This is a genomic window from Faecalibacterium sp. I2-3-92, assembly GCF_023347315.1.
Taxonomy (GTDB): Bacteria; Bacillota; Clostridia; order Oscillospirales; family Ruminococcaceae; genus Faecalibacterium; species Faecalibacterium duncaniae.
In genome coordinates, this window is sequence record NZ_CP094470.1 from 2,373,359 (window position 1) to 2,394,658 (window position 21,300).

Annotated in this window: 21 protein-coding genes and 1 pseudogene; all 22 read right to left on the minus strand. The window is 64.3% G+C overall.

Annotation, left to right across the window (positions count from 1 at the left end; genetic code table 11):
- Nucleotides 1–188: 188 nt before the first annotated feature.
- The 22 genes and pseudogenes from MTP42_RS11560 to MTP42_RS11660 all read right to left on the minus strand — a co-directional run bounded on the left by MTP42_RS11560 (nucleotide 189) and on the right by MTP42_RS11660 (nucleotide 21,248).
- Entirely contained in the window at nucleotides 189–1,559 is a 1,371-nt protein-coding gene (locus MTP42_RS11560) for an MATE family efflux transporter (RefSeq protein ID WP_249257367.1), read from the minus strand.
- Nucleotides 1,560–1,682: 123 nt separating this feature from the next.
- Entirely contained in the window at nucleotides 1,683–2,354 is a 672-nt protein-coding gene (locus tag MTP42_RS11565; RefSeq protein ID WP_249257368.1) for a precorrin-8X methylmutase, read from the minus strand.
- Nucleotides 2,351–3,853, minus strand: a complete 1,503-nt coding sequence (locus tag MTP42_RS11570) for a cobyric acid synthase (protein ID WP_249257369.1) — start codon at nucleotides 3,851–3,853, stop codon at nucleotides 2,351–2,353. Before MTP42_RS11570 ends, MTP42_RS11565 begins: the two co-directional genes overlap by 4 nt.
- A complete protein-coding gene (locus MTP42_RS11575) occupies nucleotides 3,850–4,899 on the minus strand; it encodes a pyridoxal phosphate-dependent aminotransferase (RefSeq protein WP_249257370.1) in 1,050 nt (349 codons plus the stop codon). The genes MTP42_RS11570 and MTP42_RS11575 overlap by 4 nt, the downstream gene beginning before the upstream one ends.
- A 98-nt stretch (nucleotides 4,900–4,997) precedes the next feature.
- Nucleotides 4,998–5,948, minus strand: a complete 951-nt coding sequence (gene cbiB / locus MTP42_RS11580) for an adenosylcobinamide-phosphate synthase CbiB (protein ID WP_249257371.1) — start codon at nucleotides 5,946–5,948, stop codon at nucleotides 4,998–5,000.
- Nucleotides 5,945–6,544, minus strand: a complete 600-nt coding sequence (locus MTP42_RS11585) for a histidine phosphatase family protein (protein ID WP_249257372.1) — start codon at nucleotides 6,542–6,544, stop codon at nucleotides 5,945–5,947. The genes cbiB and MTP42_RS11585 overlap by 4 nt, the downstream gene beginning before the upstream one ends.
- Nucleotides 6,538–6,855 carry a bifunctional adenosylcobinamide kinase/adenosylcobinamide-phosphate guanylyltransferase gene (locus tag MTP42_RS11590; protein WP_249257373.1) on the minus strand — a complete coding sequence of 106 codons (318 nt, stop codon included), beginning with the start codon at nucleotides 6,853–6,855 and terminating at the stop codon, nucleotides 6,538–6,540. The genes MTP42_RS11585 and MTP42_RS11590 overlap by 7 nt, the downstream gene beginning before the upstream one ends.
- Nucleotides 6,852–7,604 (minus strand): adenosylcobinamide-GDP ribazoletransferase, encoded by a 753-nt coding sequence (locus tag MTP42_RS11595; protein ID WP_249257374.1) that lies wholly within the window; start codon nucleotides 7,602–7,604, stop codon nucleotides 6,852–6,854. The genes MTP42_RS11590 and MTP42_RS11595 overlap by 4 nt, the downstream gene beginning before the upstream one ends.
- On the minus strand, nucleotides 7,601–8,122 hold the full coding sequence (locus tag MTP42_RS11600; protein WP_097771537.1) for a bifunctional adenosylcobinamide kinase/adenosylcobinamide-phosphate guanylyltransferase: 522 nt from the start codon (nucleotides 8,120–8,122) through the stop codon (nucleotides 7,601–7,603). Before MTP42_RS11600 ends, MTP42_RS11595 begins: the two co-directional genes overlap by 4 nt.
- On the minus strand, nucleotides 8,116–9,180 hold the full coding sequence (gene cobT, locus MTP42_RS11605; RefSeq protein ID WP_249257375.1) for a nicotinate-nucleotide--dimethylbenzimidazole phosphoribosyltransferase: 1,065 nt from the start codon (nucleotides 9,178–9,180) through the stop codon (nucleotides 8,116–8,118). The genes MTP42_RS11600 and cobT overlap by 7 nt, the downstream gene beginning before the upstream one ends.
- Nucleotides 9,177–10,562, minus strand: a complete 1,386-nt coding sequence (locus MTP42_RS11610; protein WP_249257376.1) for a cobyrinate a,c-diamide synthase — start codon at nucleotides 10,560–10,562, stop codon at nucleotides 9,177–9,179. Before MTP42_RS11610 ends, cobT begins: the two co-directional genes overlap by 4 nt.
- A complete protein-coding gene (cbiE, locus tag MTP42_RS11615) occupies nucleotides 10,559–11,761 on the minus strand; it encodes a precorrin-6y C5,15-methyltransferase (decarboxylating) subunit CbiE (RefSeq protein WP_249257377.1) in 1,203 nt (400 codons plus the stop codon). Before cbiE ends, MTP42_RS11610 begins: the two co-directional genes overlap by 4 nt.
- Nucleotides 11,758–12,495, minus strand: coding sequence for a precorrin-6A reductase (gene cobK, locus MTP42_RS11620; RefSeq protein ID WP_249257378.1), 738 nt, complete (start codon nucleotides 12,493–12,495; stop codon nucleotides 11,758–11,760). Before cobK ends, cbiE begins: the two co-directional genes overlap by 4 nt.
- Nucleotides 12,492–13,226 (minus strand): precorrin-3B C(17)-methyltransferase, encoded by a 735-nt coding sequence (gene cobJ / locus MTP42_RS11625; RefSeq protein ID WP_005935001.1) that lies wholly within the window; start codon nucleotides 13,224–13,226, stop codon nucleotides 12,492–12,494. The genes cobK and cobJ overlap by 4 nt, the downstream gene beginning before the upstream one ends.
- Nucleotides 13,219–14,217, minus strand: coding sequence for a cobalt-precorrin 5A hydrolase (locus MTP42_RS11630; protein WP_249257379.1), 999 nt, complete (start codon nucleotides 14,215–14,217; stop codon nucleotides 13,219–13,221). The genes cobJ and MTP42_RS11630 overlap by 8 nt, the downstream gene beginning before the upstream one ends.
- Entirely contained in the window at nucleotides 14,214–14,975 is a 762-nt protein-coding gene (gene cobM / locus MTP42_RS11635; RefSeq protein ID WP_249257380.1) for a precorrin-4 C(11)-methyltransferase, read from the minus strand. The genes MTP42_RS11630 and cobM overlap by 4 nt, the downstream gene beginning before the upstream one ends.
- Nucleotide 14,976: 1 nt before the next feature.
- Nucleotides 14,977–16,287: a cobalt-precorrin-5B (C(1))-methyltransferase CbiD gene (cbiD, locus tag MTP42_RS11640; protein ID WP_442899469.1), complete on the minus strand. Its 1,311-nt coding sequence runs from the start codon at nucleotides 16,285–16,287 to the stop codon at nucleotides 14,977–14,979.
- Nucleotides 16,288–16,398: 111 nt separating this feature from the next.
- Nucleotides 16,399–16,893: pseudogene (locus MTP42_RS14775) on the minus strand (ABC transporter ATP-binding protein); the annotation flags it as partial.
- Nucleotides 16,890–17,906 carry a FecCD family ABC transporter permease gene (locus tag MTP42_RS11645; RefSeq protein WP_249257382.1) on the minus strand — a complete coding sequence of 339 codons (1,017 nt, stop codon included), beginning with the start codon at nucleotides 17,904–17,906 and terminating at the stop codon, nucleotides 16,890–16,892. The gene MTP42_RS11645 and the pseudogene MTP42_RS14775, both read right to left, overlap by 4 nt.
- A gap of 3 nt (nucleotides 17,907–17,909) precedes the next feature.
- Entirely contained in the window at nucleotides 17,910–19,046 is a 1,137-nt protein-coding gene (locus MTP42_RS11650) for an ABC transporter substrate-binding protein (RefSeq protein WP_249257383.1), read from the minus strand.
- A complete protein-coding gene (locus MTP42_RS11655) occupies nucleotides 19,046–19,894 on the minus strand; it encodes an iron transporter (protein WP_249257384.1) in 849 nt (282 codons plus the stop codon). Before MTP42_RS11655 ends, MTP42_RS11650 begins: the two co-directional genes overlap by 1 nt.
- Nucleotides 19,895–20,012: 118 nt before the next feature.
- Nucleotides 20,013–21,248, minus strand: coding sequence for a sirohydrochlorin cobaltochelatase (locus tag MTP42_RS11660; RefSeq protein WP_097773372.1), 1,236 nt, complete (start codon nucleotides 21,246–21,248; stop codon nucleotides 20,013–20,015).
- Between the last annotated feature and the right edge of the window lie 52 nt (nucleotides 21,249–21,300).

Genomic DNA, 21,300 nt, shown 5'->3' on the forward strand with positions numbered 1-21,300 from the left:
TTATCAGCCCCTTTTGTCGAAGTCTGTCGTTCGATTTGAAACTATCATTCAGTATACGGCATTTTTCGGCAGAAATCAACTGATTTTCGCAGATTTTTAGCCCCCCCCCCCCCCCGAATATTTTTACGCATTCACACGTCATTTTTTGTATAAAATACACTTTTACCGGGGGATCGGGTGCGCTTGATTTACAAAATTGCTTCCGGCAGCTGCATCCATTTGCCCTTCCAGGCGTAGAGCACCATCAACACTGCACCCACAGCCCAGGACACCGGGTAGACCAGCAGCACACCCTCAATGCCTGCAAACAGGGGCAGGGCAAACTGGATCCAGACGATGCGGAACAGGCACAGGGAGATCAGCAGCACCACCATGGGCGGCACGCTCTTGCCGGTGCCGCGCACCGTACCGGCAAGGCCCTGCAGGATGCCCAGCATCCAGTAGAAGGGGCAGAAATAGAGCATACAGATCTTGCCGTAGGCAATGACCGTTTCATCGCCGGTGAACAGGTGCATGATGGAATCCTGGAAGACGAGCAGCAGGATACCGGTCAGGATGGTGTAAACGATGCACATACCCAGGGTGACAAAGGTGCCCTTTTTGACACGGTCGATCTTGCCCGCACCAAAGTTCTGGCCCACAAAGGTGGTGGCCGCCATGCTGAAGCTCAGCACAGGCAGAATGTTGAAGCCATCCACCTTCATATAGGCGGCAAAGCCTGCCATGGCAGCGGCACCATAGCCGTTGACGCTGACCTGCACCAGCACATTGGAAAGGGAGATGACCATGTTCTGGATACCGGTGGGCAGGCCCACCTTGATGATGCGGACCGCCATCTTTTTGTGCACGCGCACTTCCTTTGCCGTCACGCGGTAATCGTCCTCCACCCGCATCAGAAAGCGCAGGGAGAGCACACAGGACACCAGCTGGCTGATATCGGTGGCAATGGCCGCACCGGCCACGCCCATCTTGCATCCGGCGATCAGGACAAGGTCGAGGACGATGTTGGTGATGGAGGCAACGCCCAGGTAGAGCAGGCTCCGCTTGGAGTTGCCGGCGGCGTTCAGGATACCGGCCGCCATGTTATACACCACGCTGAACAGCACGCCGCCAAAATAGAGCCGCATATAGAGCACCGCATCCTCCAGCACCTCTGCGGGGGTGTTCATGGCGGTGAGCAGGGCACGGCTGACGGCAACGCCGCACACGGTCAGGATCGCACCCAGAATGGCCGAAAGGGCCAGCGAGGTGTGCACCGCAGTGTGCGCGCCCTCCCTGTCCTTGGCTCCCAGAAACTGGGACACCACGACACCGGCACCCACGGCGATGCCCTGGCTGAACCCGATGAGCAGGAAGATGGGCGAGCCGCTGGAGCCGACGGCTGCCAGCGCGTTGCTGCCCACAAAGTTGCCCACGATGATGGAATCGGCGGTGTTGTACAGCTGCTGCAGCATGTTGCCTAGGATCAGCGGCACCGAGAAGAGCAGGATGCTCTTCCAGATGCTGCCCTCTGTCATCAGCCGTGATTTTTTCTTTTCTTCTAAAATCGTTTGTGCCATAATGTTTCCTTTTTCACGCAAAGCTTCAACTCATATATCAATCGTCATACAGGTAAACGATACCTTGTTTCTACCAAAAAGTCAAGCAAAAGCGTAAAAAGGGGCGCTTTTACCGGTTCCGCCCTATTTCCACCCTCTCGCCGCAGGGTCCAGCATCTCGGCAGCGGAGTAGACCAGGGCGTTGCAGACTGCAGCGGCCACGGTGCTTCCGCCCTTGCGGCCCATGGCCGCGATGGCAGGCACGCCGTGGGCTGCACAGGCGGCAAACAGCGCTTCCTTGCTTTCCACCACATTCACAAAGCCCACCGGCACGGCGATGACCAGAGCAGGCCGCAGCCCGGCCTCGATCTCCTCCACAATGGTCAGCAGAGCGGTAGGGGCATTGCCCACCGCAAGGATGGCCCCGGGGTGCTCCTGCGCCGCGCGGTGCATGGAGGCCACTGCCCGGGTGGTTCCGGTCTCGGCTGCGGTCCGCGCCACCTCAGGGTCCGCCATGTAGCAGAGGGCACTGCCGCCCAGCCGGGCAAGGGCAGGCTTGGAAATGCCCGAAAGTGCCATGTTGGTGTCGGTGATGATAGGGGTCCCTGCCCGCAGGGCGGCCACACCTGCCGCCACAGCCCCCGGCGTAAAGCGCAGATTTTTCGCATAGTCAAAGTCGGCGGTGGTGTGGATGACCCGCTTGACCACAGCGGCAGTCTCGGGCGGCGGGGTCAGGCCCAACACTTCCAGCTCTGCCGTGATGATGGAAAGGCTTGTCCGCTCAATGTCGGCGGGCAGATGATGTTGTGGGATCATTGTGCATTCCTCCGCGGGTTCTCCAACCCCATGGCCGCGTAAACGGCATCCAGATCCAGCGCGCCGCGCACGCCATCGGCCAGCAGGTCAAATTGCTGCTGGCGGTACTGCTCCATCGGGATGAGGGCGGCGCTGTCCGGCGCAATGCCCTTGCGCTGGCAGAGCAGGGCCACCAGCTTCTCGGTGAGCGCACCGGTATCAAACAGGCCGTGCAGGTAGGTACCGAACACATTGTCCTGCACGCAGCCCTCGGGTGTGCCGTCTGCCAGTGTGCAGAAGGGCACACCCTGCACCTCGGTGCGGCCGGTGTGGATCTGGTATCCGGTCAGGGCCGCACCCGCAAAGGGGGCGGCGGTCACGGCGGCAGTGTCCTGGGTGCGGTGCTTCTGGCCGGTAAAGACCGTGCGGGCGGGCAGCAGCCCCAGCCCCCGCACGGTCTGCGCCGTACCGCTCTCCGTGCCCTCAGGGTCGGCCAGCGTCTCGCCCAGCATCTGATACCCGCCGCAGACCCCCAGCACCGGCGTGCCGTTGGCCGCCAGCTTCAACAGGGCTGCTTCCAGCCCGGACTGCCGCAGCCAGAGCAGGTCATCCACTGTGTTCTTGGTGCCGGGCAGGATGATGAGATCCGGTGTGCCCAGCTGGCGGGTATTCTGCACATACCGCACGCCCAGCAGCGGATGCTGCTCCAGCGGCATGAAATCGGTAAAGTTGGAGATGTGCGGCAGGCGGAGGATGGCCGCATCCAGCGGGTGGACCGTTCTGCCCGCATCCAGCCGGGTGGAAAGGGAATCCTCGTCCTCAATGTCCACCTTCAGGTAGGGCACGACCCCCAGCACCGGCAGCTGCGTTTTTTCTTCCAGCATAGCAAGGCCGGGGCGCAGGATCTCCACATCGCCGCGGAATTTATTGATGAGCAGCCCCTTGATGCGGGCGCGCTCCTCCGGCTCCAGCAGCGCCACCGTGCCGTACAGCTGGGCGAACACACCGCCCCGGTCGATATCTCCCGCCAGCAGAACGGGGGCATCCACCAGCCGGGCAAGGCCCATGTTGACGATATCGTCTGCCTTCAGGTTGATCTCCGCCGGGCTTCCGGCCCCCTCAATGACGATGATGTCCACGGTTTCGGCCAGACTGTTGTAGGCCGAGAGGATCTCCGGGATGAGCGCTCTTTTCATTTTGAAATAGGCGGCGGCGGGCATCTGGCCCCGCACCTCGCCGTTCACGATGACCTGACTGCCCACGTCACTGCTGGGCTTGAGCAGGATGGGGTTCATCCGCACATCCGGCTCGATGCCTGCGGCCTGCGCCTGCACCACCTGTGCCCGGCCCATTTCCAGCCCATCCCGGGTGACAAAGCTGTTCAGCGCCATGTTCTGGCTCTTGAAGGGAGCCACGCTGTAACCGTCCTGCGCAAAAATGCGGCAGAGGGCGGCGCACAGCAGGCTTTTGCCTGCACCGCTCATGGTTCCCTGCACCATGATGCACTTTGCCTTGCTCATTCCAGCACCTCCGCAAGAAGTTTCAAAAGCTGTTCGTTTTCAGGTCTGGTGCGCACGGCGGTGCGGTACCAGCCGGGGCCCAGCCCGGGGTAGTTCGCACAGCTGCGCAGCACAGCGCCCCTTTGCCGCAGGGCTTCTCCCAGCGTCTCCGGGGCCTGAAACAGCAGGTAATTTGCCCTGCCGTCCAGCACCCGCAGGCCCAGCGCCCGCAGCCCAGCCGTCAGGCGGGGCCGCTGTTCGGCAATGAGGGCCCGGACCTTTTCCACATACGCCGTCTCCTCCAGCGCGGCAAGGCCTGCCGCCTGCGCCAGACTGGAAACACCCCAGGGCTGGCCGCAGGCCTGCATCTGTTCCAGCAGCGCTGTGTCGGCACTCAGGGCATAGCCCAGCCGCACGCCCGCCATGCCGTAAAGCTTGGTGAAGGCTTTCAGGATAACCAGATCTCCCTCCCCCAGCAGACCTTTTGCCGTGTGCAGGGCATGGTCGGGCAGGAAATCGAGGAAGCATTCGTCCACCACCAGCAGGGTGCCGCACGCCGCGCAGCGGTGGAGGATCTGCTCCACCAGCGGCAGGGCCGTCAGCTGGCCGGTGGGGTTGTTGGGCTGGCAGAGAAACACCATGTCCACCCCCGGGCGGATGGCCGCACAGAACGCATCCGTGACCGCAAAGTCCTCCTGCTCCCGCAAAAAGAAGCGTTCCACCATGCAGCCGACACTTTTCAAAGCAGTGGCATACTCCGCAAAGGTGGGTGCGGTGACCAGCGCCCGGCGGGGCTTTCTGGCCCAGACCAGCCGGAAGATGAGGTCGGCTGCCCCATTGCCGCAGAGGATCTGCTCCGCCGGCACGCCCTCATGGAGCGCCAGCTTTGCCCGCAGTTCCCGGCACAGGGGGTCGGGGTAGCGGTCCGCCGTGGGCAATGCCGCCGTGATGGCCCGGGCCACCCCTTCCGGCAGGCCCAGCGGGCTGACGTTGGCCGAAAAATCCAGCGCGTCCCGTCCGAACTCGGCCCGATAACCGGCCCAATCGCCGCCATGTACTAGTTGCATCTTCGTTCTCCTTTTCCTGGATGGTTATGGATACCCGTTCCCGGCTCTTCCCTTTGGGGGAGCTGTCATGCAAAGCATGACTGAGAGGGCGAGGGTGATTACAAAACAGCCCGTATTGCCACGCCCCACGCCAGTGCAAAGGCGCTTGCCACGTACATCATCCGGTTGGCACGCAGGATATCCTCCGGTTCAATGGGGCGCAGCGGATCGCCGATGGTGGGCTTGGCGTAGTATTCGCCAAAGTAATAGGCGGGCCCGGCCAGCTGCACCCCCAGCGCACCGGCGCAGGCGCTCTCGGTCTGGGCGCTGTTGGGGCTGGCGTGGTTCCGGCGGTCCCGCCGCCAGATCTTCCACGCCCCTTTTGCGTCATTGTGCGTAAAGGCCGCGGCAGCCATCCACAGCAGGGCGGCAAGGCGGCTGGGAAGGTAATTTGCCGCATCGTCCAGCTTGGCCGGGATGCGGCCAAAGTAGAGGTATTTTTCGTTTTTGTAGCCCAGCATACTGTCCATCGTGTTGATGGCCTTGTAGGTCAGGGCCAGCGGTGCTCCGCCGATGAGCATATAGAGCAGGGGCGCGATCACGCCGTCGCTGGCGTTTTCGGCCACCGTCTCCACAGCGGCTCTGGTCACCCCCTCCAGTGTCAGATCCTGGGTGTCCCGCCCCACGATACGGCTGACCGCCCTGCGGGCAGCAGGCAGGTCGGGCTTGACCAGCTCCCGGTAAACATTGGTGCTCTCCTGCGCCAGCCCCTTTGCGGCCAGTGCCTGCCCGCACCAGAACATCTGGACGGCCAGCCCCAGCCACGGGCTGATGCGGGCAGCTCCCAGGCAGACAAGGCTCGTCAGCAGAAAGGTGCCCACCGGCAGGCAGAAGGCCACAATGGCACCGCCCAGCAGTTCCCCCTGAGGCGTTTTGGGCAGGCGGGCCCGCAGGCGCTTTTCCAGCGCCGAGATGGCCTTGCCCATGTACACCACCGGGTGGGGCAGCCAGGCCGGGTCGCCGAAGAGGCAGTCCAGCACAAAACCGCCGAGTACTGCGTATTCGATCATTGGGCATCCTCCTTTGTGTACTGCACAGTTTTCAGCAGGTGCAGCACCCGCTGCTCCGCCCAATCTCCTGCATCCAGAACGTAACCGCCCGCATTGGGGGCGCACCAATGGTAATAATCCGCATGGGGCAGGGCGTAGCGCTCCATGGCAGCCATCTGGGTGCCGCCGTGGGCCAGAATGACCAGTGTCTCTTCCCCATCGGCAAGGGCCCTGTCCACCAGTGTGGCAAAGGCCCTGCACACCCGCTCCGAAAAGACAGCCTTGGTCTCGCCGTCCGGGCAGGGGCTTTCGCAGTTGGCGTTCACCCAGGCCAGATAATCCGGGTCGTGCTCCATCTCAATGAAATTGCGGCCCTCAAAGCTGCCGAAGCACATCTCCTGCAGGTCTTTCACCTCCACGAGCCTTGCACCCGGGAAGAGCACCTCCGCGGTCTGCCGGGTGCGGCAGAGCGGGGTGATATAGACCGTTTCCGGCCGGAGGTCCGCCTGCCGCAGCTGGGCGCGGCCCGCAGGGCTCAGGGGGATATCCCGCTGGCCCTGATAGCGCTTTTCGGCGTTGTAGGCCGTCAGGCCATGGCGCAGAAGATAGATCAGCATGGGGGCAGTTCTCCTTTCAATACTGTGGGGATGCCGCAGAACATCTGCACCACGCACCCGGCCCGGGCCGCCAGCAGGCAGGCCAGCCGCCCGGCGGCTTCCCGGGCGGACCGCTCCCCTGCGTCCATGGGCACCACGCCGCCGCCCACCTCGGTGGCCATCACGATATCATAAGCGGAGAGCTCCTCCGCAAGCTTTTCCAGATCCTCGGCCTCTGCGGCCAGGGCCTGCACCTCCGCAATGCGGGTGCCGGGCAGGCGCTGGGCAAAGGTGCGCTTGCCGCTGTACAGCGGCCCGGTGATAAAGATCATAACAGTCCTCCCCACTGGCAGGCACACAGCGCCGCCAGCATCCACAGCTCGGCTTTCTGCAAAAACCACCCGGCCAGATCGCCGGTGATGCCGCCAAACTGCTTACCCGAAACAACATGATAGCGTGCAAACACCAGCAACGCCGCCAGCACCAGCGCCCAGCCGCCCAGTGCCAGCAGGGCGGCGCTGAGCAGAGCGGCCAGCACCATCAGCACCCGGCGGACAGTAGTTCGATCCGCCGCCGTGGCAAAGGTGTGGGCAAGGCCGGTGTTCTTTGCCATCGGGAACGATGCCACGGCCAGGCCCGAGAGGGCCCGTTCCAGCACAAGGGCCAGTGTCCAGCACAGGCCCACCCGGGGCGTAAAGTCCACGCAGGCGCAAAGGGCAAGGTAGGCCGCAAAATAACTGCACAGCCGGATCACCGCAAAGGCACCGCAGTGGGGGTCTTTGAGGATCTCCAGCTTCTTTTCCCGGTCGCCATAGCTGGAAAGGGCATCGCAGGTGTCGGCATAGCCATCCAGGTGGATGCCGCCCGTGACCCAGACCGGGATCAGGCAGAACCCCGCCGCCTTTGCGGGCATCGGCAGGGGCAGAGCGCCGCACAGGCACCACAGCCCGCCAATGACCACCCCGATGAGCGGGAAGGCGCACATGGCATACCGCATGTTTTTCTGGTTCCACGCGAACTGCGGCACCGGCAGGGCCGAAAACATGGCAAAGGCCACTGCAATGGTCTGCAATCCAATCATTTTTCCACTCCTTTATAATAGACCGGGATGCCGCACACCACCCGCACCACATGGTCAGCCCGGGCGGCAAGGGCATTGTTCACCTGCGCCAGCGCTTTCAGGTAGCGCCCGGTGTCGCCTGCGTAGTCGGCACCGCCGCTGAACACCTCGTTGGAGACCACGATGAGGTGCGCGCATTGTCCGGCCAATTGGTCCAGTCCTTCCAAAATGGCCGAAGCCGCATTTTCTCCTGCCCCGGCGGGGTCGTAGAGCTCGTTGGCGGTCAGGTTGCCCAGATCCTCCAACAGCGCAGTTCCCCGGGCAGGCAGACGGATGTTCTCCAGATGCAGGGGGCACTCCACGGTCTCAAACTGCTTTGCCGCCCGCATCCTCCGGTGCTTTTCCACCCGGGCGGCACACTCGGCATCCCACACCTGCATGGTGGCGATGTAATAGCGCGGGAGCGCGGTTTTCAGCACCAGGCTCTCGGCATATCCGCTTTTACCGCTGGCGGCACCGCCCAATACCAGCGTCAGCATTGGGGGGTGTACGGCGTAATGCCGCCCTCCGTGAAGGAATAACAATCGCGGTAAACGGCCAGTGCCATATCCCACAGCGGGATGCTTGCCACCGCTCCGGTGCCCTCGCCGAGATGGAGCCCGGCGGTGAGCAGGGGCACTTTGCCCAGCGCCTCCAGCACCAGCCTTGCTGCCGGTTCAGTGGAGCAGTGGCTGGCAAACACGGCCTTTTCCGCGGCGGGGCAGAGCCGCACCGCGCACAGAGCCGCCACCCCGCTGATGAAGCCATCCATCAGCACGGGCAGGCCTTCCAGCGCGCCGCCCAGAAAAACACCGCACAGCCCGGCGATGTCGAACCCGCCCAGCTTGGAAAGCACATCCAGAGGGTCAGCGGCATCGGGCTGATTCCGCGCAATGCCCCGCCGGATGGCATCCAGCTTGCGGGCAAGCCCCGTGTCGGAAAGGCCCGCGCCCCGGCCTGTCATCCGCTCCACGGGCTGACCCAGCAGAACCGCAGCCACAGCGCTGGAGGTGGTGGTGTTGCCAATGCCCATCTCCCCTGTGGCCAGCAGCTGCACCCCCGCCGCCTTCTGCGCCCGGACAAGTCCGATGCCCGCCGCAATGGCATCCACCGCCTGCTGGCGGGTCATGGCAGGGCCGGTGGTGAAATCCGCCGTCCCGGCGGCAATGCGGCAGTTCTGCACCCCGGGCACCGGCTCCCCGGCCATGCCAAGGTCCACAGGCACTACCTCACAGCGGGCCGTTTTTGCCATCTGACAGACACTGGTGCGCCGGGCGGCAAGGTTCTCGGCCACGGCCCGGGTCACGCTCTGGTCCGTCTGGCTCACGCCCTGCGCCACCACGCCGTTGTCGGCGCAGAGCACCAGCACGGCCCGGCGGGAAAACGCCAGCTCTGCCGTACCGGTCAGGGCGGCGGCATCCTCCAGCATGGTCTCCAGCCTGCCCAGCCCGCCCAGCGGCTTTGCAAGGCTGGCCCAGTGGGCATGGGCGGCGGTGCGTGCGGTCTCGTCCGGCCGGGTGATCCTGGAAAGAAGCTGCTTCAGTTCAAGCTCTGTCATTGATCCTGTTCCTCTTGATGATAGTGTGCGGCGGCATCCACGAACCGCCGGGGCAGGGCCGTGCCCGCCCAATACAAATGCGGGAAGCCCGCATAGAAATGCTCGTTTGCAAAGCCGCAGTCCCATTGCTTCCCGTTGGGCTTTGCGGCGGTAAAGCCGGTGCCGTTGTCTGTGGAATCCCAGTGGTGGAACTCGTGCACCGGCAGACGCTCCCCGGCGCGGAACAGCATACTGTCGGCGTGGGCAGTCAATGCCGCGTATCCAAACCGCACCAGCCGCCCCACCCGGAAGCCCTGCCCCGGCAGAACGCCTGCCATGGGCCAGCGTTCCCCGTTGGCATCCTCCAGGCTCTGGCCCAGATAGAGAAAGCCCCCGCACTCGGCCACCGTGGGCAGACCGCGCTCCACAGCCCGGCGCACAGAGGCCAGCATGGAGCGGTTCGCGCTCAACTGCCCGGCATACAGCTCCGGGTAGCCGCCGGGCAGATAGAGCCCGCCGATCTGCTCCGGCAGGGCGGGGTCCTGCAGAGGGCTGAACCAGCAGAGCTCCGCCCCCGCCCGCTCCAGTGCTTCCAGCGTTTCGGCGTAGGTGAAGCAAAACGCCGCATCCCTTGCAACGGCAATGGGAACGCGGGGGCGCTGTTCCTCTGCCCCCTGGGGCGGCAGCTCTCCCGCAGGGGGGAGCCGATCGGTGTGCACCAAAGGCGCTGCGCACTCGGTCAGGGCAAAAAGCTTCTCCCAATCCATCACCAGCGCATCGGCCATTCGGTTGATCTTCTGCTGTAAGTCCGCGATCTCCCCGGCAGTTTTCAGCCCTAAGTGGCGGCTCTCAAGGGCGGCATCCGGCAGGTGGGGCAGATAGCCCAGCACCGGCAGGCCGGTCTCCCGTTCCAGCATGGGAGCCAGCAGAGCATACAGATGGGGGGCGCAGTCATTGAGCAGGATGCCCGCCAGATGGCTGGGGGTGCGGAACTGCTTCAGCCCGTTGATCTGGGCCGCCAGTGTCAGGCTGGCCCCTCTGGGCTGAACCACCAGCAGCACCGGCAGGCCCAGCGTATCGGCCAGATGCCAGGCACTGGCGGTATCACTCACGCCGCCCAGTCCATCGTAAAAGCCCATGGCACCCTCGCACACAGCCGCCCCATGCCCGGCGGCGGCCTGCGCATAGAGCGCGCGCACCGTCTCCGGCGCAGAGAAAAACAGGTCGAGGTTATGGCTCTCCACCCCCAGCACGGCCCGGTGAAACATGGGGTCGATATAGTCCGGCCCGCTCTTGAAGGAGCAGGGGTCCTGCCCCCGCCGCTTGAGCGCCGCCAGCAGAGCGCAGGTCAGTGTGGTTTTGCCGCTGCCGGAACAGGGCGCGGCCACAAGAAATTGGATCATTTGCGTTCTCCTGTGATAAGGAAGATGGGGTTATTGGCCATCAGCAGGTGGAGCCTGCCCGCAGGCCGGGTGCGGCTGACCGCGATCTGCGTCACCTCCGCAGCAAGGCCGTGGGCAGTCAGTGCGGCCACGGCGGCGCTCAGCGTTTCCAGCGCAATGGCAGAGATGCAGATGCGGGTGTTCGGATTCCGGGCAAGCACCGTGTCCACCACAGCCTCCATGCCCCCCTTGGTCCCGCCGATGAACACGGCATCCGGGGAGGGCAGGTCAGCCAGCGCAGCGGGGGCGCGGCCCTCCACCAGTGTCAGGTTGCAGGCGTGGAACGTTTCCCGGTTCTGCCGGATGAGCCCGCAGGCCTCCGGGTCACACTCCACGGCATACACATGCCCCCGGGGTGCGGCCAGTGCCAGCTCCACGCTCACGCTGCCGGTGCCCGCGCCCACATCCCACAGGGTATCGCCGGGCTGCACGGCCAGCTTGGCCAGCGCCGCCGCCCGCACCTCCTGCTTGGTCATGGGCACCTCTCCCCTGTGGAAAGCTTCATCCGGGAAGCCGGGCACCCGCCGGGGCGGCTGAGGAACGTGTTCCACAAGCAGAACGCTCAGGCTTGCAAACTGCTTTTGCGCAAACTCCTGCGCCGTGCCGAACAGGATCTTCTCCTCTGCCCGGCCCAGCTCTTCCCCCACCAGCACATGGGCATCGCCCAGCCCGGCAGCAGCCAATCGGCCGCAGAGGGAGGCAGGCGTTTCTGCCCCGCCGGTCAGGAAAAACACAGGCTTTCCCCCGGCTGTCAGGCACTCGGCCACCGGGTCGCAGGCACAGCCGTGGGCCGAGACCAGCTTCCACTCCTGCCAGGAGCGGCCCACCGCAGCGGCCAGCAGCTGAACGCTGGAAAGCCCCGGCAGCACCCGGCAGGAGATGCCAAAGGCCCGCAGCATCGGCAGCAGCTGGGCCGCACCGGAGTAAAACCCGGTGTCGCCGCTGTACACAAGGGCAGCATCCACCTCCGGGTCAGCCGCCAGCGCGGCAAGGACATCCTCAGGCTGATACAGGGCCTTCCGGTGTTCCGTGCAGCCCTGCGGCAGCTGTTCCAGCAGGCGCTTTGCCCCCAGGATCAGTCCGGCGTTCTGCAGGGCGGCAAGGCCCTGCGCGGTCAGGCTTTCCGGCGTGCCCGACCCCATCCCGATGAGTGTGATCATTGCAGCATCTCCTTACAATGTGTCAGGATCTGTTCCGCCGTTTCGCCCTGCTCGGCCGGGCGGCGGATGACGATGAGCTGTGCTCCGGTGTCCTGCGCTGCCCGGGCTTTTTCTTCAAAGCCGCCCGCCGCGCCGCCGTCTTTGGTAACGAGAAAGCGGATGGCAAACTGCTCCATCAGCGCCCGGTTCAGCGCATAGGAGAACGGCCCCTGCATGGCGATGATGTTCTTATGGGGGATATCTGCCCCCTCGCAGGCGGCAATGCCCTCCCGGGTGGGCAGGACACGGGGAAAGAGCCGTGCCGGTTCCAGCACAGCAAAGGCAGAAAGCTCCTTGGCCCCGGTGGCAAGCAGAACATTTCCCTGCGTTCGGGCCAGAAATCCCGCCGCATGGGCCGCAGAGGCAAACACCATGCTCCCGGCAGGCAGCGGGCTTTCGGGCCGGAGCAGGCGGCGGTACTCCGTGCCCGCTGTTTTGCAGGCTGCCCGGATGTTCCGGGTGGCCTCCACCGCATAGGGATGGGTCGCGTCCACGCAGAGGTCAGCCCTCTGCAGCAGGGCGGTCATCTCCTCCGGGGTCAGCCGCCCGCAGTGGACGGTGATGCCGGACCTTTCGCCCTGTTCCTCGGCCCCCAGCGGGGTGGCCACGCTGACCAGTACCTCGGCCCCCAGTGCGGCCAGCTGCTTTGAAAACATGCGGCCCTCGGTGGTGCCGCTGAATATTACGGCCCTCATGCGCGGTACCCCCGCGGCGTGACCATCCGCCCGCTCAGCTGGCGGGTCTGGGCGTTGCCGACAAACACGGTGGTGAACATATCCACCGGGGTGGTTTCCAGCGCAGCCAGCGTCAGAACGCGGCTTTCCTGCCCCTCCCGGCCAATGTTCCGCACAATGCCGCAGACCGTTCCGGGTGCTTTGCCGTTTGCCAGCAGGATGCGCACCGCCCGCGCCAGATAGTCCGGCCGCCCCTTGGAGGAGGGGTTGTACAGCGCGATGCAGAAATCCCCCATGGCTGCTGCCGCCAGCCGCCGCTCAATGACCTCCCACGGCGTAAGCCGGTCAGAGAGGGAGAGCACACAGAAATCGTGGGCCAGCGGGGCACCCAGCACCGCACCGCCGCTCAGGGCGGCGGTCAGGCCGGGCACCACCTCCACCGTCACGTCCGGGAAGTGCTCGGCCAGCTCCAGCAGAGGGCTTGCCATGCCGTAGACCCCGGCATCTCCCGAGCAGACCAGCGCCACCGCCCTGCCGCTCCGGGCCGTTTCCAGCGCCCAGCGGCAGCGGTCGATCTCCTTGGTCATGCCGGTGGAATAATAGAGCTTGTCCGGGAAGTAGGGGCGCACCAGATCCAGATAGACCGTATAGCCGCACAGCACCTCGGCTTGCGTTAAGGCGCTCTGCGCCTGTGCGGTCAGAAACCGGGGATCCCCGGGCCCAAGCCCGACAACAAAAACAACATTAGGCATCCTGCCACCTCCAATCCGGGGCAAAGGGACGAAGCGCCAGCGCAAAGGTCACGCCGTTGCCCGCCTGTTTGGGAAGAATGATCGTGCCGCCTGCCGCCAGCACCGCCGCCCGCTCGCAGACATTGTCCACACCGGTCACGCTCCGGACAAAGGCCGAAGATGTGAACTGCCCGGGGGCGTTCTGCAGCTGTGCGGCAGAATAGAACTGCACCGGCCAGCCGTGGATTCTGCAAAATTCCAGCAGGCCCGGCTCATGGGCTTTCAGGTCGATGCTGGCTGCCGCCGTGATGCACACTGCTGCAAGGCCGTGGGCCGCGCAGAACTGTGCAAAGGCCGCTTCCAGTTGTGCGGCGCTTGTCCCCCGCCTGCACCCGATGCCCAGCACACCGATCTTCGGGATCAGGTGCAGCGCATCGCCCGCCGGGAAAAGGGTCAGGGCAAAGTCGGCAAGCTCTGCCTCCCCCGCCGGGACCACCCCGGCAGGGGCCTGCCCGGCTATGGGGAATTCCGACCGGTATCGCACCGGCCCGCCCGCCAACAGCCTGCTGCTGACGCGCTTGATGCGCTCCGGCTCCAGCACGGCGCAGTTCTGGTGCCTGGCCCACGCATCCACGGCAAACACACCGTTGGCATCGGTGGCCGTGGTAATGACCGGCACCGCACCGCAGACCGCCGCCAGCGCCCGGGCCAGATCGTTGGCCCCGCCCAGATGGCCCGAAAGGATCGGCACCGCAAAATGGCCGCACTCGTCCAGCACTACCACGGCAGGGTCCACCGCCTTGCTCCGGCAGTGGGGCGCAATGGCCCGCACCGCAATGCCCACAGCCCCCACAAAGATCAGGGCATCCGCATGGGCGAACTGCTCCGCAGCCCAATCGGCAAGGCCGGGCCCGCCATGGCCGCAGCGGTCTACGGTGCCGGGCAGGGCACTGGCCAGCTTTTGGGCCAGCGCCAACCCTTTTTCCGTAAAGGCGAGATAGGCGCGGGTCACTGATCTGCCCCCTTGCGGAACTCCGTCGTAAAGGTTGGGTCGTAGAGCTTGCTCCGCTCATACCGGGTGCCCAGAAACTCCCCCACCACGATGAGCGCTGTTTTGGTGATGCCGTTGGCGCGGGTGCTCCCGGCCAGCGTGCCCACGGTGCAGCGCACCACCTTCTGCTCCGGCCAGCTGGCCTTGTAGACCACGGCGGCAGGGGTCTCCGGCGTGTAGGCTCCGCCTGCCAGCAGGGCCCGCTGCACCTTGTCGATGAGGCCGATGGAGAGGAAGATCACCATGGTTGCCCCATGGGCGGCAAGGCTGGCCAGCTTCTCCTTTTCCGGCACCGGGGTGCGCCCCTCCATCCGGGTGATGATCACGGTCTGGCTGATGGTGGGCAGGGTGTACTCGGCGTTCAGCGCCGCCGCCGCCCCGCAAAAGCTGGACACGCCGGGGGTATCATCGTAGGGGATACCATCCGCATCCAGTGCGTCCATCTGCTCCCGGATGGCCCCATACAGGCAGGGGTCGCCGGTGTGGAGCCGCACGGTGGTCCCGCCTGCGGCTTCCACCCGGCGCATCACGTCCAGCACCTGTTCCAGCGTCATCTCGGCGCTGTTGTAAACGGCGCACTCCGGCTTCGCCAGCCCCAGCAGAGCCGGGTTGACCAGACTGCCCGCATAAATGATGCAGTCGGCTTCCTGCAGCAGGGCCGCGCCCCGCCGGGTGATAAGGTCAGGTGCGCCGGGGCCTGCGCCTACAAAATGTACCATCTCAATGCTCCTTCCATTCGTTCAGCAGTTGTGCGGCAGTGTCGGTGGCTCCCAGCGGGCCGTGCTGGTTGGAAAACAGCACAGCCCCCACCCGGAACGCTCCGCAGGCCCGCCGGTCAAGGTGGAGCTGGACTGCCCGCAGCAGGCTTTCCAGCACCGGAGCCCGCAGGCCGGCGCTGTCCAGAAGTTCCAGACAGGCATCGGTGGTGGCAGCGTTCATCAGGGCGGCGCAGACTTCCCGGGAAGCGCCGCAGAGCGCCGCATGGGTGCAGAACAGCTCGGTGCGGCAGTCAGCAGTGTGGGAATGGGTGTTCATAATACCGCCCGCCACCTTGACCAGCTTGCCCACATGGCCCACCAGAAGCACCTCTTCAAAGCGGGCCGCAGCAGCCATATCCAGCGTGTCTCCAATAAAGTTCGAGGTTTTCACCACCGGAACAGCGTGAAACCCCGGGTATCTTTCGTGCAGATAGTCCAGCCCGTAATTGCCGGGGGCCAGGATGAGCCGCCTGGGGCTGCCCGCCCGGAGAGCGGCCTGATTCATTTCCAGCTGGATGGTATCCAGGATCGCCTGCTGGCTCATAGGCTCCACAATGCCGCTGGTTCCCAGCACCGAAAGTCCGCCCTCGACCCCGATGTGGGGGTTGAAGGTGCGCTTTGCCACCTCTTCCCCGCCCTCGATGGAGATGGTCACGGCAAAGCCGCCGGTGTAGCAGGCGCTCTCGGCTTCCCTTTGCAGGGCCTCAGCGATCATCTGCCGGGGCACATGGTTGATGGCAGCTTCCCCCACCGGCTGATCCAGCCCGGCCTTGGTCACCCGGCCCACGCCCTTGCCGCCGGAGATGCGGATCTCGGTGGTATTGGGCAGCAATTCTACGGCGGCGATCACGGGCAGGCCGGTGGTCACATCCACATCATCCCCGCCGTCCTTCTCAATGGCGCATTCGGCACCGGCTCCGGCGGGGCGGCAGTACAGCGGAGCCACCTCCACCACGATGCCCTTCGGCGTGCGCAGGGCAACGCTCTCCGGGGCATGGCCAGTGAGCAGGAGCCGCGCGGCCCCCGCCGCACCCAGCGCCGCGCAGGTGCCGGTGGTGTACCCGCAGCGGAGCAGCTTCTGCCCACTGCGGACGTAATGTTCAAACTTTGGCCCGGCAGGCTTTTCCGGGCCGAACACGGCCTCGTACTGCTCCTTGGTCAGGCTGTACAGCGCCCGGATGTTCTCCGGGGCAAAGGCCTCCTTTGGGGTCAGCACCCCCGAAACGCTGTGCGGGAACACGCAAACCACCGCATCCGCGATCTTCTGCGCCATGTCCAGCTCGTGCAGGCTGACGATCACGGCCAGCCCCTGCTCATGGGCCAGCTTCTGCAGGATGGTCAGCAGCTCGATCTTGCCCTTGACATCCAGAAAAGAGGTCGGCTCGTCCAGCAGCAGAACTCCGGGCTGCTGGCAGATGGCACGGGCCAGCAGAACGCGCTGGCGCTGGCCGTCGCTGATGCAGTTGAAATCCCGGCCCGCCAGAGGGGAAGCCCCCACCAGTTCCAGCGCGTCCCGCACGGCCTGCCGGTCGGCATCGGACAGGATACCCAGCCGCCCGGTATAGGGGATGCGCCCGGCGGCGGCAAACTCAAAGCAGGAAGTCAGCTCGGTGCGGCGGGTATGGGGCAGCATCAGGGCCAGCTTCCGGGCCCGGGCCGGGCCGGTGTAATCGGTCAGGCTGCGGCCATCCAGCAGGACAGCCCCGCCCATAGGGGCCAGCTGGCCCGCCAGCGTTTTGAGCAGGGTGGATTTGCCCGCGCCGTTTGGCCCGATGAGGGCCAGGATCTGCCCCGGCACCGCCCCCAGCGTGATGCCGGAAGCAAGGGGCGCGCTGCCATAGCCGATGGCCAGCTCTTTCGTTTCACAGCGGTATTTCATCGCACACCCTCCTGACCCCGGCGCACCAGCAGCCAGATGACCACCGGTGCACCAAACACTGCCGTTACGGCGCTGATCGAAAGCTCAGTGGGGGCAAACATGCTGCGGGCGATGAGGTCGCACAACAGGCAGAAGGCGGCCCCGCCCAGGCAGCACCCGGGCAGCACCACCAGCGGCCTTGCGCTGCCGAACAGCTGCTTGACCAGATGGGGCACCGCAATGCCCACAAAGGAGATGGGCCCCGCAAAGGCCGTGACACAGGCGGCCAGCAGGCTGGAAAGCAGCACCAGCAGCCGGGAAAAGGCTTTGACATTGATGCCCACGCTCCGGGCGTAGGCCTCCCCCATCTGGTAGGCGGCCATGGGCTTGGAAAGGCAGAACGCCGCCGCCAGAGCGGGCAGCACCACCAGCGCCGCCGCCCGCACATTGCCCCAGGTCATGCCGGAAAAGCTGCCCTGAGACCAGTTGTGGAGGTTGACGATGTTGCTGTCCTGGGCAAAGGCCACCACAAACTCCGTAACGGCCGAACAGATGTAGCCGATCATTACGCCGCAGATGACAAGGATGCTCATCCGCTGCACCCGCCGGGAGACCGCCAGCACAAAGGCCATGGAGGCCATGGCCCCCGCAAAGGCGGCAGTGATCAGGGTAAGGGAGCTGGTGAGCAGGCCATGGTTCAGAAAAGCCACCATGACCAGTGCCACGGCCAGCTTGGCCCCGCTGGAAATGCCCATGACAAAGGGCCCTGCAATGGGGTTGGCAAAAAAGGTCTGCAGCAGGTAGCCCGCCGCCGAGAGCGCCGCCCCCAGCAGCACCACCATCACGGCCCGGGGCAGGCGCAGCTGGGTGATGATGCCCACGCTCAGAGCGTCCCGCCCGCGGCCGGTCAGGGCCGCCAGCACTGCCCCCGGTGTCAGGGACACACTGCCCCAGAACAGGTTGGCGGCAAACAGCACCGCCAGCAGCAGGGCAAGGATGCCGTAAGAGAAGATCAGGCGCTTTTTGCTGGTCATAGGTTACTCTACTTTCCTCAGAAATTGCAGGTCGGCGGGGTCGTTCTCCGTAAAGACACGGTGCAGGTCGAGCACAAAATCAACCAGCGCCGTACTCTGCTGGAAAAAGCTCTGGGTGGTGCACCAGACACTGCCGCTCTGCACGGCCTTGAACTCGGCCAGCAGGGGGCATTTTGCCACCAGTTCCTCCGTGGTATGCACCACGCCCTCAATGGTGCTGTTGTAAAGGAGCACATCCGCATCCTTTGCACCGGCGTAAAAATCTTCCAGCGGCAGGTTCATGGTGGAAAGGTTGTTGCCGTTGTCGGTCAGGTCCGCAAAAACATAATCACCGCCCGCCATCTCGATCATCTGGGCCACATAGTCGCCGCCCTTGCGCACATTGGCAAGGTTGTTGGCTGTGATGGAGAAAAAGGCACAGCGCTTGCCGGTGGGAGCCTGCCCGGCCAGCGGTGCAAGGCGCTCCACCTGCCGGGCGAATTCCTGTTCCGCCAGCTCCTCTTTCCCCAGCAGGATGCCCCAGAACTTGAGCCATTCCAGCCGGGCCAGCGGGCCGCTCTCATAGCTGGAGCGCTCCACCAGCACCGGGATGCCGAACCGTTCCAGCTGCTCCTTGACCTCCGGGGTGTGGTAGATCATGGTGTTCTCGATGGCAAGGCCGCAGTTGGCCGCAAGGATCTTTTCGTAGTCCGGGGCGCTGTACTTGCCCGCATAGGCAATGCGCCCGTCCTCCATGGCGGCTCTGGCCTCATCCAGATACCAGCCCTCCGCCCGGGTGCCGGAAAGGGTCACGCTGTCCAGCCCATCCAGCGCGAGGAACAGATCCATCACCGAGGTGGAGACAAGGTAGATGTTCCGGATGGGCTGACGCAGCACCGTCACGCTCTCGGGCAGACCTTCCACCTCAGCGGCATCCTCCGGGGTCACAAGGAACTGCTCCCCCGATTCGGTCAGGGTCAGCATGGTATAGCCGCCCTCATAGCAGTCTGCAGTAAACTGCGTGGCGTAATCCAGCGGGCAGGCATGGTCAAAGACCAGTTCTTCTGTGCTGGCGGGCGCTGTCTCGGAGACGGCGCAACCCGACAGGGCCAGTACTGTAACAGGCAGAACGCGCAGGAATTGTTGTCTCGTCAGTTTCATCAGTTCAGCGCAAAGGTCAGCGTATACTCGATCTCATGGGGGGTGCTCATGGCTACGGTATCGGCAGTGACAGCCAGCGGGGTGCCCAGTGCAGAAACAGGGATCTCAAAGGTGGAGTTGCCCTCGGTGTTGGTGGGCAGATACTTCTCGCCGTCCACGATCATGTAATCATAATTGGGGCTGCTCCACAGGATGACAGCGGTCATTTTGCCGTCCGCCACGGTCAGGGCGGCAGGGCTTTCCACGGTGGCACGGCCAGAGCCGCCCTCCAGGGTCACATTGACGCTGTATTCACCGTCCGCAGGGGTCTCGGCGGCTTCCTCAGTCTTGGGCTGTGCATTGCGGATGCTCACGGTGTGGTCATACCACTTGCCCTTGGTCCCGAGGAGTGCCAGCTGAAAGTCCTGGTCCACAGCGGCCACGGGGATATCATAGCCATAGACCTCCTCCGAGGTGCCATCAGAGTAGGTGACGGTATCGGTGGTAGGCAGCAGCCAATCTGCCTTGTTGGCCTCGGCATCGGCGGCCATGCCAACATACAGGTTGACGATCTTCTTGGAGGCCAGACTGACGTGGAAGGTCATCTGCCCGTTCTCCACGGTCAGGGTGCCCATGTCATTGCAGGCTTCGTTGGCGTGGAACATGCCGCTGTCGGTGTCGAACTCAGCCGTGTACACGCCGTCCGGCAGGGCGGCTTCGGCAGGCTCGGATGCGGCAGTGCTCACGGCAGAAGCGGCTTCCGAGCTGGCAGCAGAGGAAGCAGTGGAAGAAGCCCCGCCGCAGCCGGTGAGGACGGCGGCCAGCATCAGAGAAGCAACGGACAGGGAAACAAGCTGTTTGCAGTGCATAAACAAAATACCTCAAAAATTCAGAATTTGAAATGGGAGTGTTTCTCCTCATGCGGGGAAGCTCTCCATAAAAAATGCCCGAAAAGATCTCTCCCTTCGGGCATTGGAATGCGGAATATTAGCCGTTCAGGGAATCAATGGCGGCTTTGGTGTGCTCAATGTAGCGCTGCTGGATGTCCTCGATCTCACCCAGACCGGCGATCTGGCACTCCACGGACGCGAAGTCACCGGAGGCCTGGAACTGGCTCAGCCAGGAATCGTCATCCGCACCGGCCATATCGTTGTTGGCGTGGTCACCGGCAACGACCATCAGGGGGCGCAGGATGACCTTGGTGTAACCGGCAGCCTTGACAGCCTCGATGACGTTCTCGCAGGCGGTCTCCTCGGGTTCACCCTCCACCGTGCCGATGAACACGTTGCTGTAGCCCAGGGTCTGCATGGCGGTCTGCATCTGGCTGTAGCTCACCTTTGCGGTGTGGGAGGTGCCGTGGCCCATAAAGACGAAGGCGACCTTCTCCTCAGCGGCGGCCTCCAGGCTGTCGAAACCGGCATCCTTCACAGCAGCAGCGGTAACGGCCTTGGCAACAGCTTCCTTGTCGGCGTTGATGACGGCAGCATCGGCACCAACCTCGCCCAGCAGGGGCTCAGCAACGGCGACGCTCTCGAACTTGTCCTTGTACTCGTCGATCATCTCCATCATCTCGTCGTACTCTGCACCGTGCATCAGGTGGGTGGGCTGGACGACCAGGTTCTTCACGCCGTTGGCCACAGCGCGATCCAGAGCCTGCTGCATGTTGTCGATCTTCTCGCCGTCGCGGGCCTGAACATGGTTGATGATGATCTGTGCGGTGAAGGCGCGGCGGACAGACCAATCGGGATAAGCGGCCTGCAGCGCATCCTCGATGCCCTTGATATCCTTCACTCGGCTGTCGTTGAAGGAGGTGCCGAAGGAAACCACCAGCAGCTCATTCTCGCCGATGTCGTCCTGATTGCGGCTGTCGTCCTTGGAAGCATCGCCGGTGTCGCGGCCAAAGTAGTCAGGGTCAGCCTCTTCGCCCTCGACCAGCTCCTTCTGGGCATCGGTCAGGGCATCCCATGCGGCCTTGGCGGCCTCACACTGGGCATCGGTGTCATCGGTGCGCTCCTGCACATAGATGGCATCGATCAGGTCTGCAACATTCTTTGCGGCCAATTCGTCAGCCTCCTCGCCGGAAACCTCGCTGCTGGCAGCAGATCCTGCCGTGCTGGAAGCAGTGGTGCTGCTTGCGGCACCGCCGCAGCCGGTCAGTACACCGGCGCAGAGGGCCAGAGCGGTCAGAGCGGCCGCTGCTTTGTGGATGGTGCGTTTTCTCATTTTTGTTCGTTCCTTTCCTGTTTTTGAACATGATTTTTGCTGAACAGAAGGT

Bases quoted from the DNA above. Each gene is read 5' to 3' on its own strand.
- MTP42_RS11610 (WP_249257376.1), bottom strand. From the start codon at position 10,562: ATGATCCAATTTCTTGTGGCCGCGCCCTGTTCCGGCAGCGGCAAAACC.
- MTP42_RS11650 (WP_249257383.1), bottom strand. From the start codon at position 19,046: ATGAAACTGACGAGACAACAATTCCTGCGCGTTCTGCCTGTTACAGTA.
- MTP42_RS11590 (WP_249257373.1), bottom strand. From the start codon at position 6,855: ATGATCTTTATCACCGGGCCGCTGTACAGCGGCAAGCGCACCTTTGCC.
- cobT (WP_249257375.1), bottom strand. From the start codon at position 9,180: ATGACAGAGCTTGAACTGAAGCAGCTTCTTTCCAGGATCACCCGGCCG.
- MTP42_RS11565 (WP_249257368.1), bottom strand. From the start codon at position 2,354: ATGATCCCACAACATCATCTGCCCGCCGACATTGAGCGGACAAGCCTT.
- cbiD (WP_442899469.1), bottom strand. From the start codon at position 16,287: ATGGCGCAGAAGATCGCGGATGCGGTGGTTTGCGTGTTCCCGCACAGC.
- MTP42_RS11570 (WP_249257369.1), bottom strand. From the start codon at position 3,853: ATGAGCAAGGCAAAGTGCATCATGGTGCAGGGAACCATGAGCGGTGCA.
- cbiB (WP_249257371.1), bottom strand. From the start codon at position 5,948: ATGATCGAATACGCAGTACTCGGCGGTTTTGTGCTGGACTGCCTCTTC.
- MTP42_RS11560 (WP_249257367.1), bottom strand. From the start codon at position 1,559: ATGGCACAAACGATTTTAGAAGAAAAGAAAAAATCACGGCTGATGACA.
- MTP42_RS11600 (WP_097771537.1), bottom strand. From the start codon at position 8,122: ATGCTGACGCTGGTATTGGGCGGTGCCGCCAGCGGTAAAAGCGGATAT.
- MTP42_RS11595 (WP_249257374.1), bottom strand. From the start codon at position 7,604: ATGATTGGATTGCAGACCATTGCAGTGGCCTTTGCCATGTTTTCGGCC.
- MTP42_RS11575 (WP_249257370.1), bottom strand. From the start codon at position 4,899: ATGCAACTAGTACATGGCGGCGATTGGGCCGGTTATCGGGCCGAGTTC.
- MTP42_RS11645 (WP_249257382.1), bottom strand. From the start codon at position 17,906: ATGACCAGCAAAAAGCGCCTGATCTTCTCTTACGGCATCCTTGCCCTG.
- MTP42_RS11655 (WP_249257384.1), bottom strand. From the start codon at position 19,894: ATGCACTGCAAACAGCTTGTTTCCCTGTCCGTTGCTTCTCTGATGCTG.
- MTP42_RS11660 (WP_097773372.1), bottom strand. From the start codon at position 21,248: ATGAGAAAACGCACCATCCACAAAGCAGCGGCCGCTCTGACCGCTCTG.
- cbiE (WP_249257377.1), bottom strand. From the start codon at position 11,761: ATGATCACACTCATCGGGATGGGGTCGGGCACGCCGGAAAGCCTGACC.
- cobM (WP_249257380.1), bottom strand. From the start codon at position 14,975: ATGGTACATTTTGTAGGCGCAGGCCCCGGCGCACCTGACCTTATCACC.
- MTP42_RS11585 (WP_249257372.1), bottom strand. From the start codon at position 6,544: ATGCTGATCTATCTTCTGCGCCATGGCCTGACGGCCTACAACGCCGAA.
- cobJ (WP_005935001.1), bottom strand. From the start codon at position 13,226: ATGCCTAATGTTGTTTTTGTTGTCGGGCTTGGGCCCGGGGATCCCCGG.
- cobK (WP_249257378.1), bottom strand. From the start codon at position 12,495: ATGAGGGCCGTAATATTCAGCGGCACCACCGAGGGCCGCATGTTTTCA.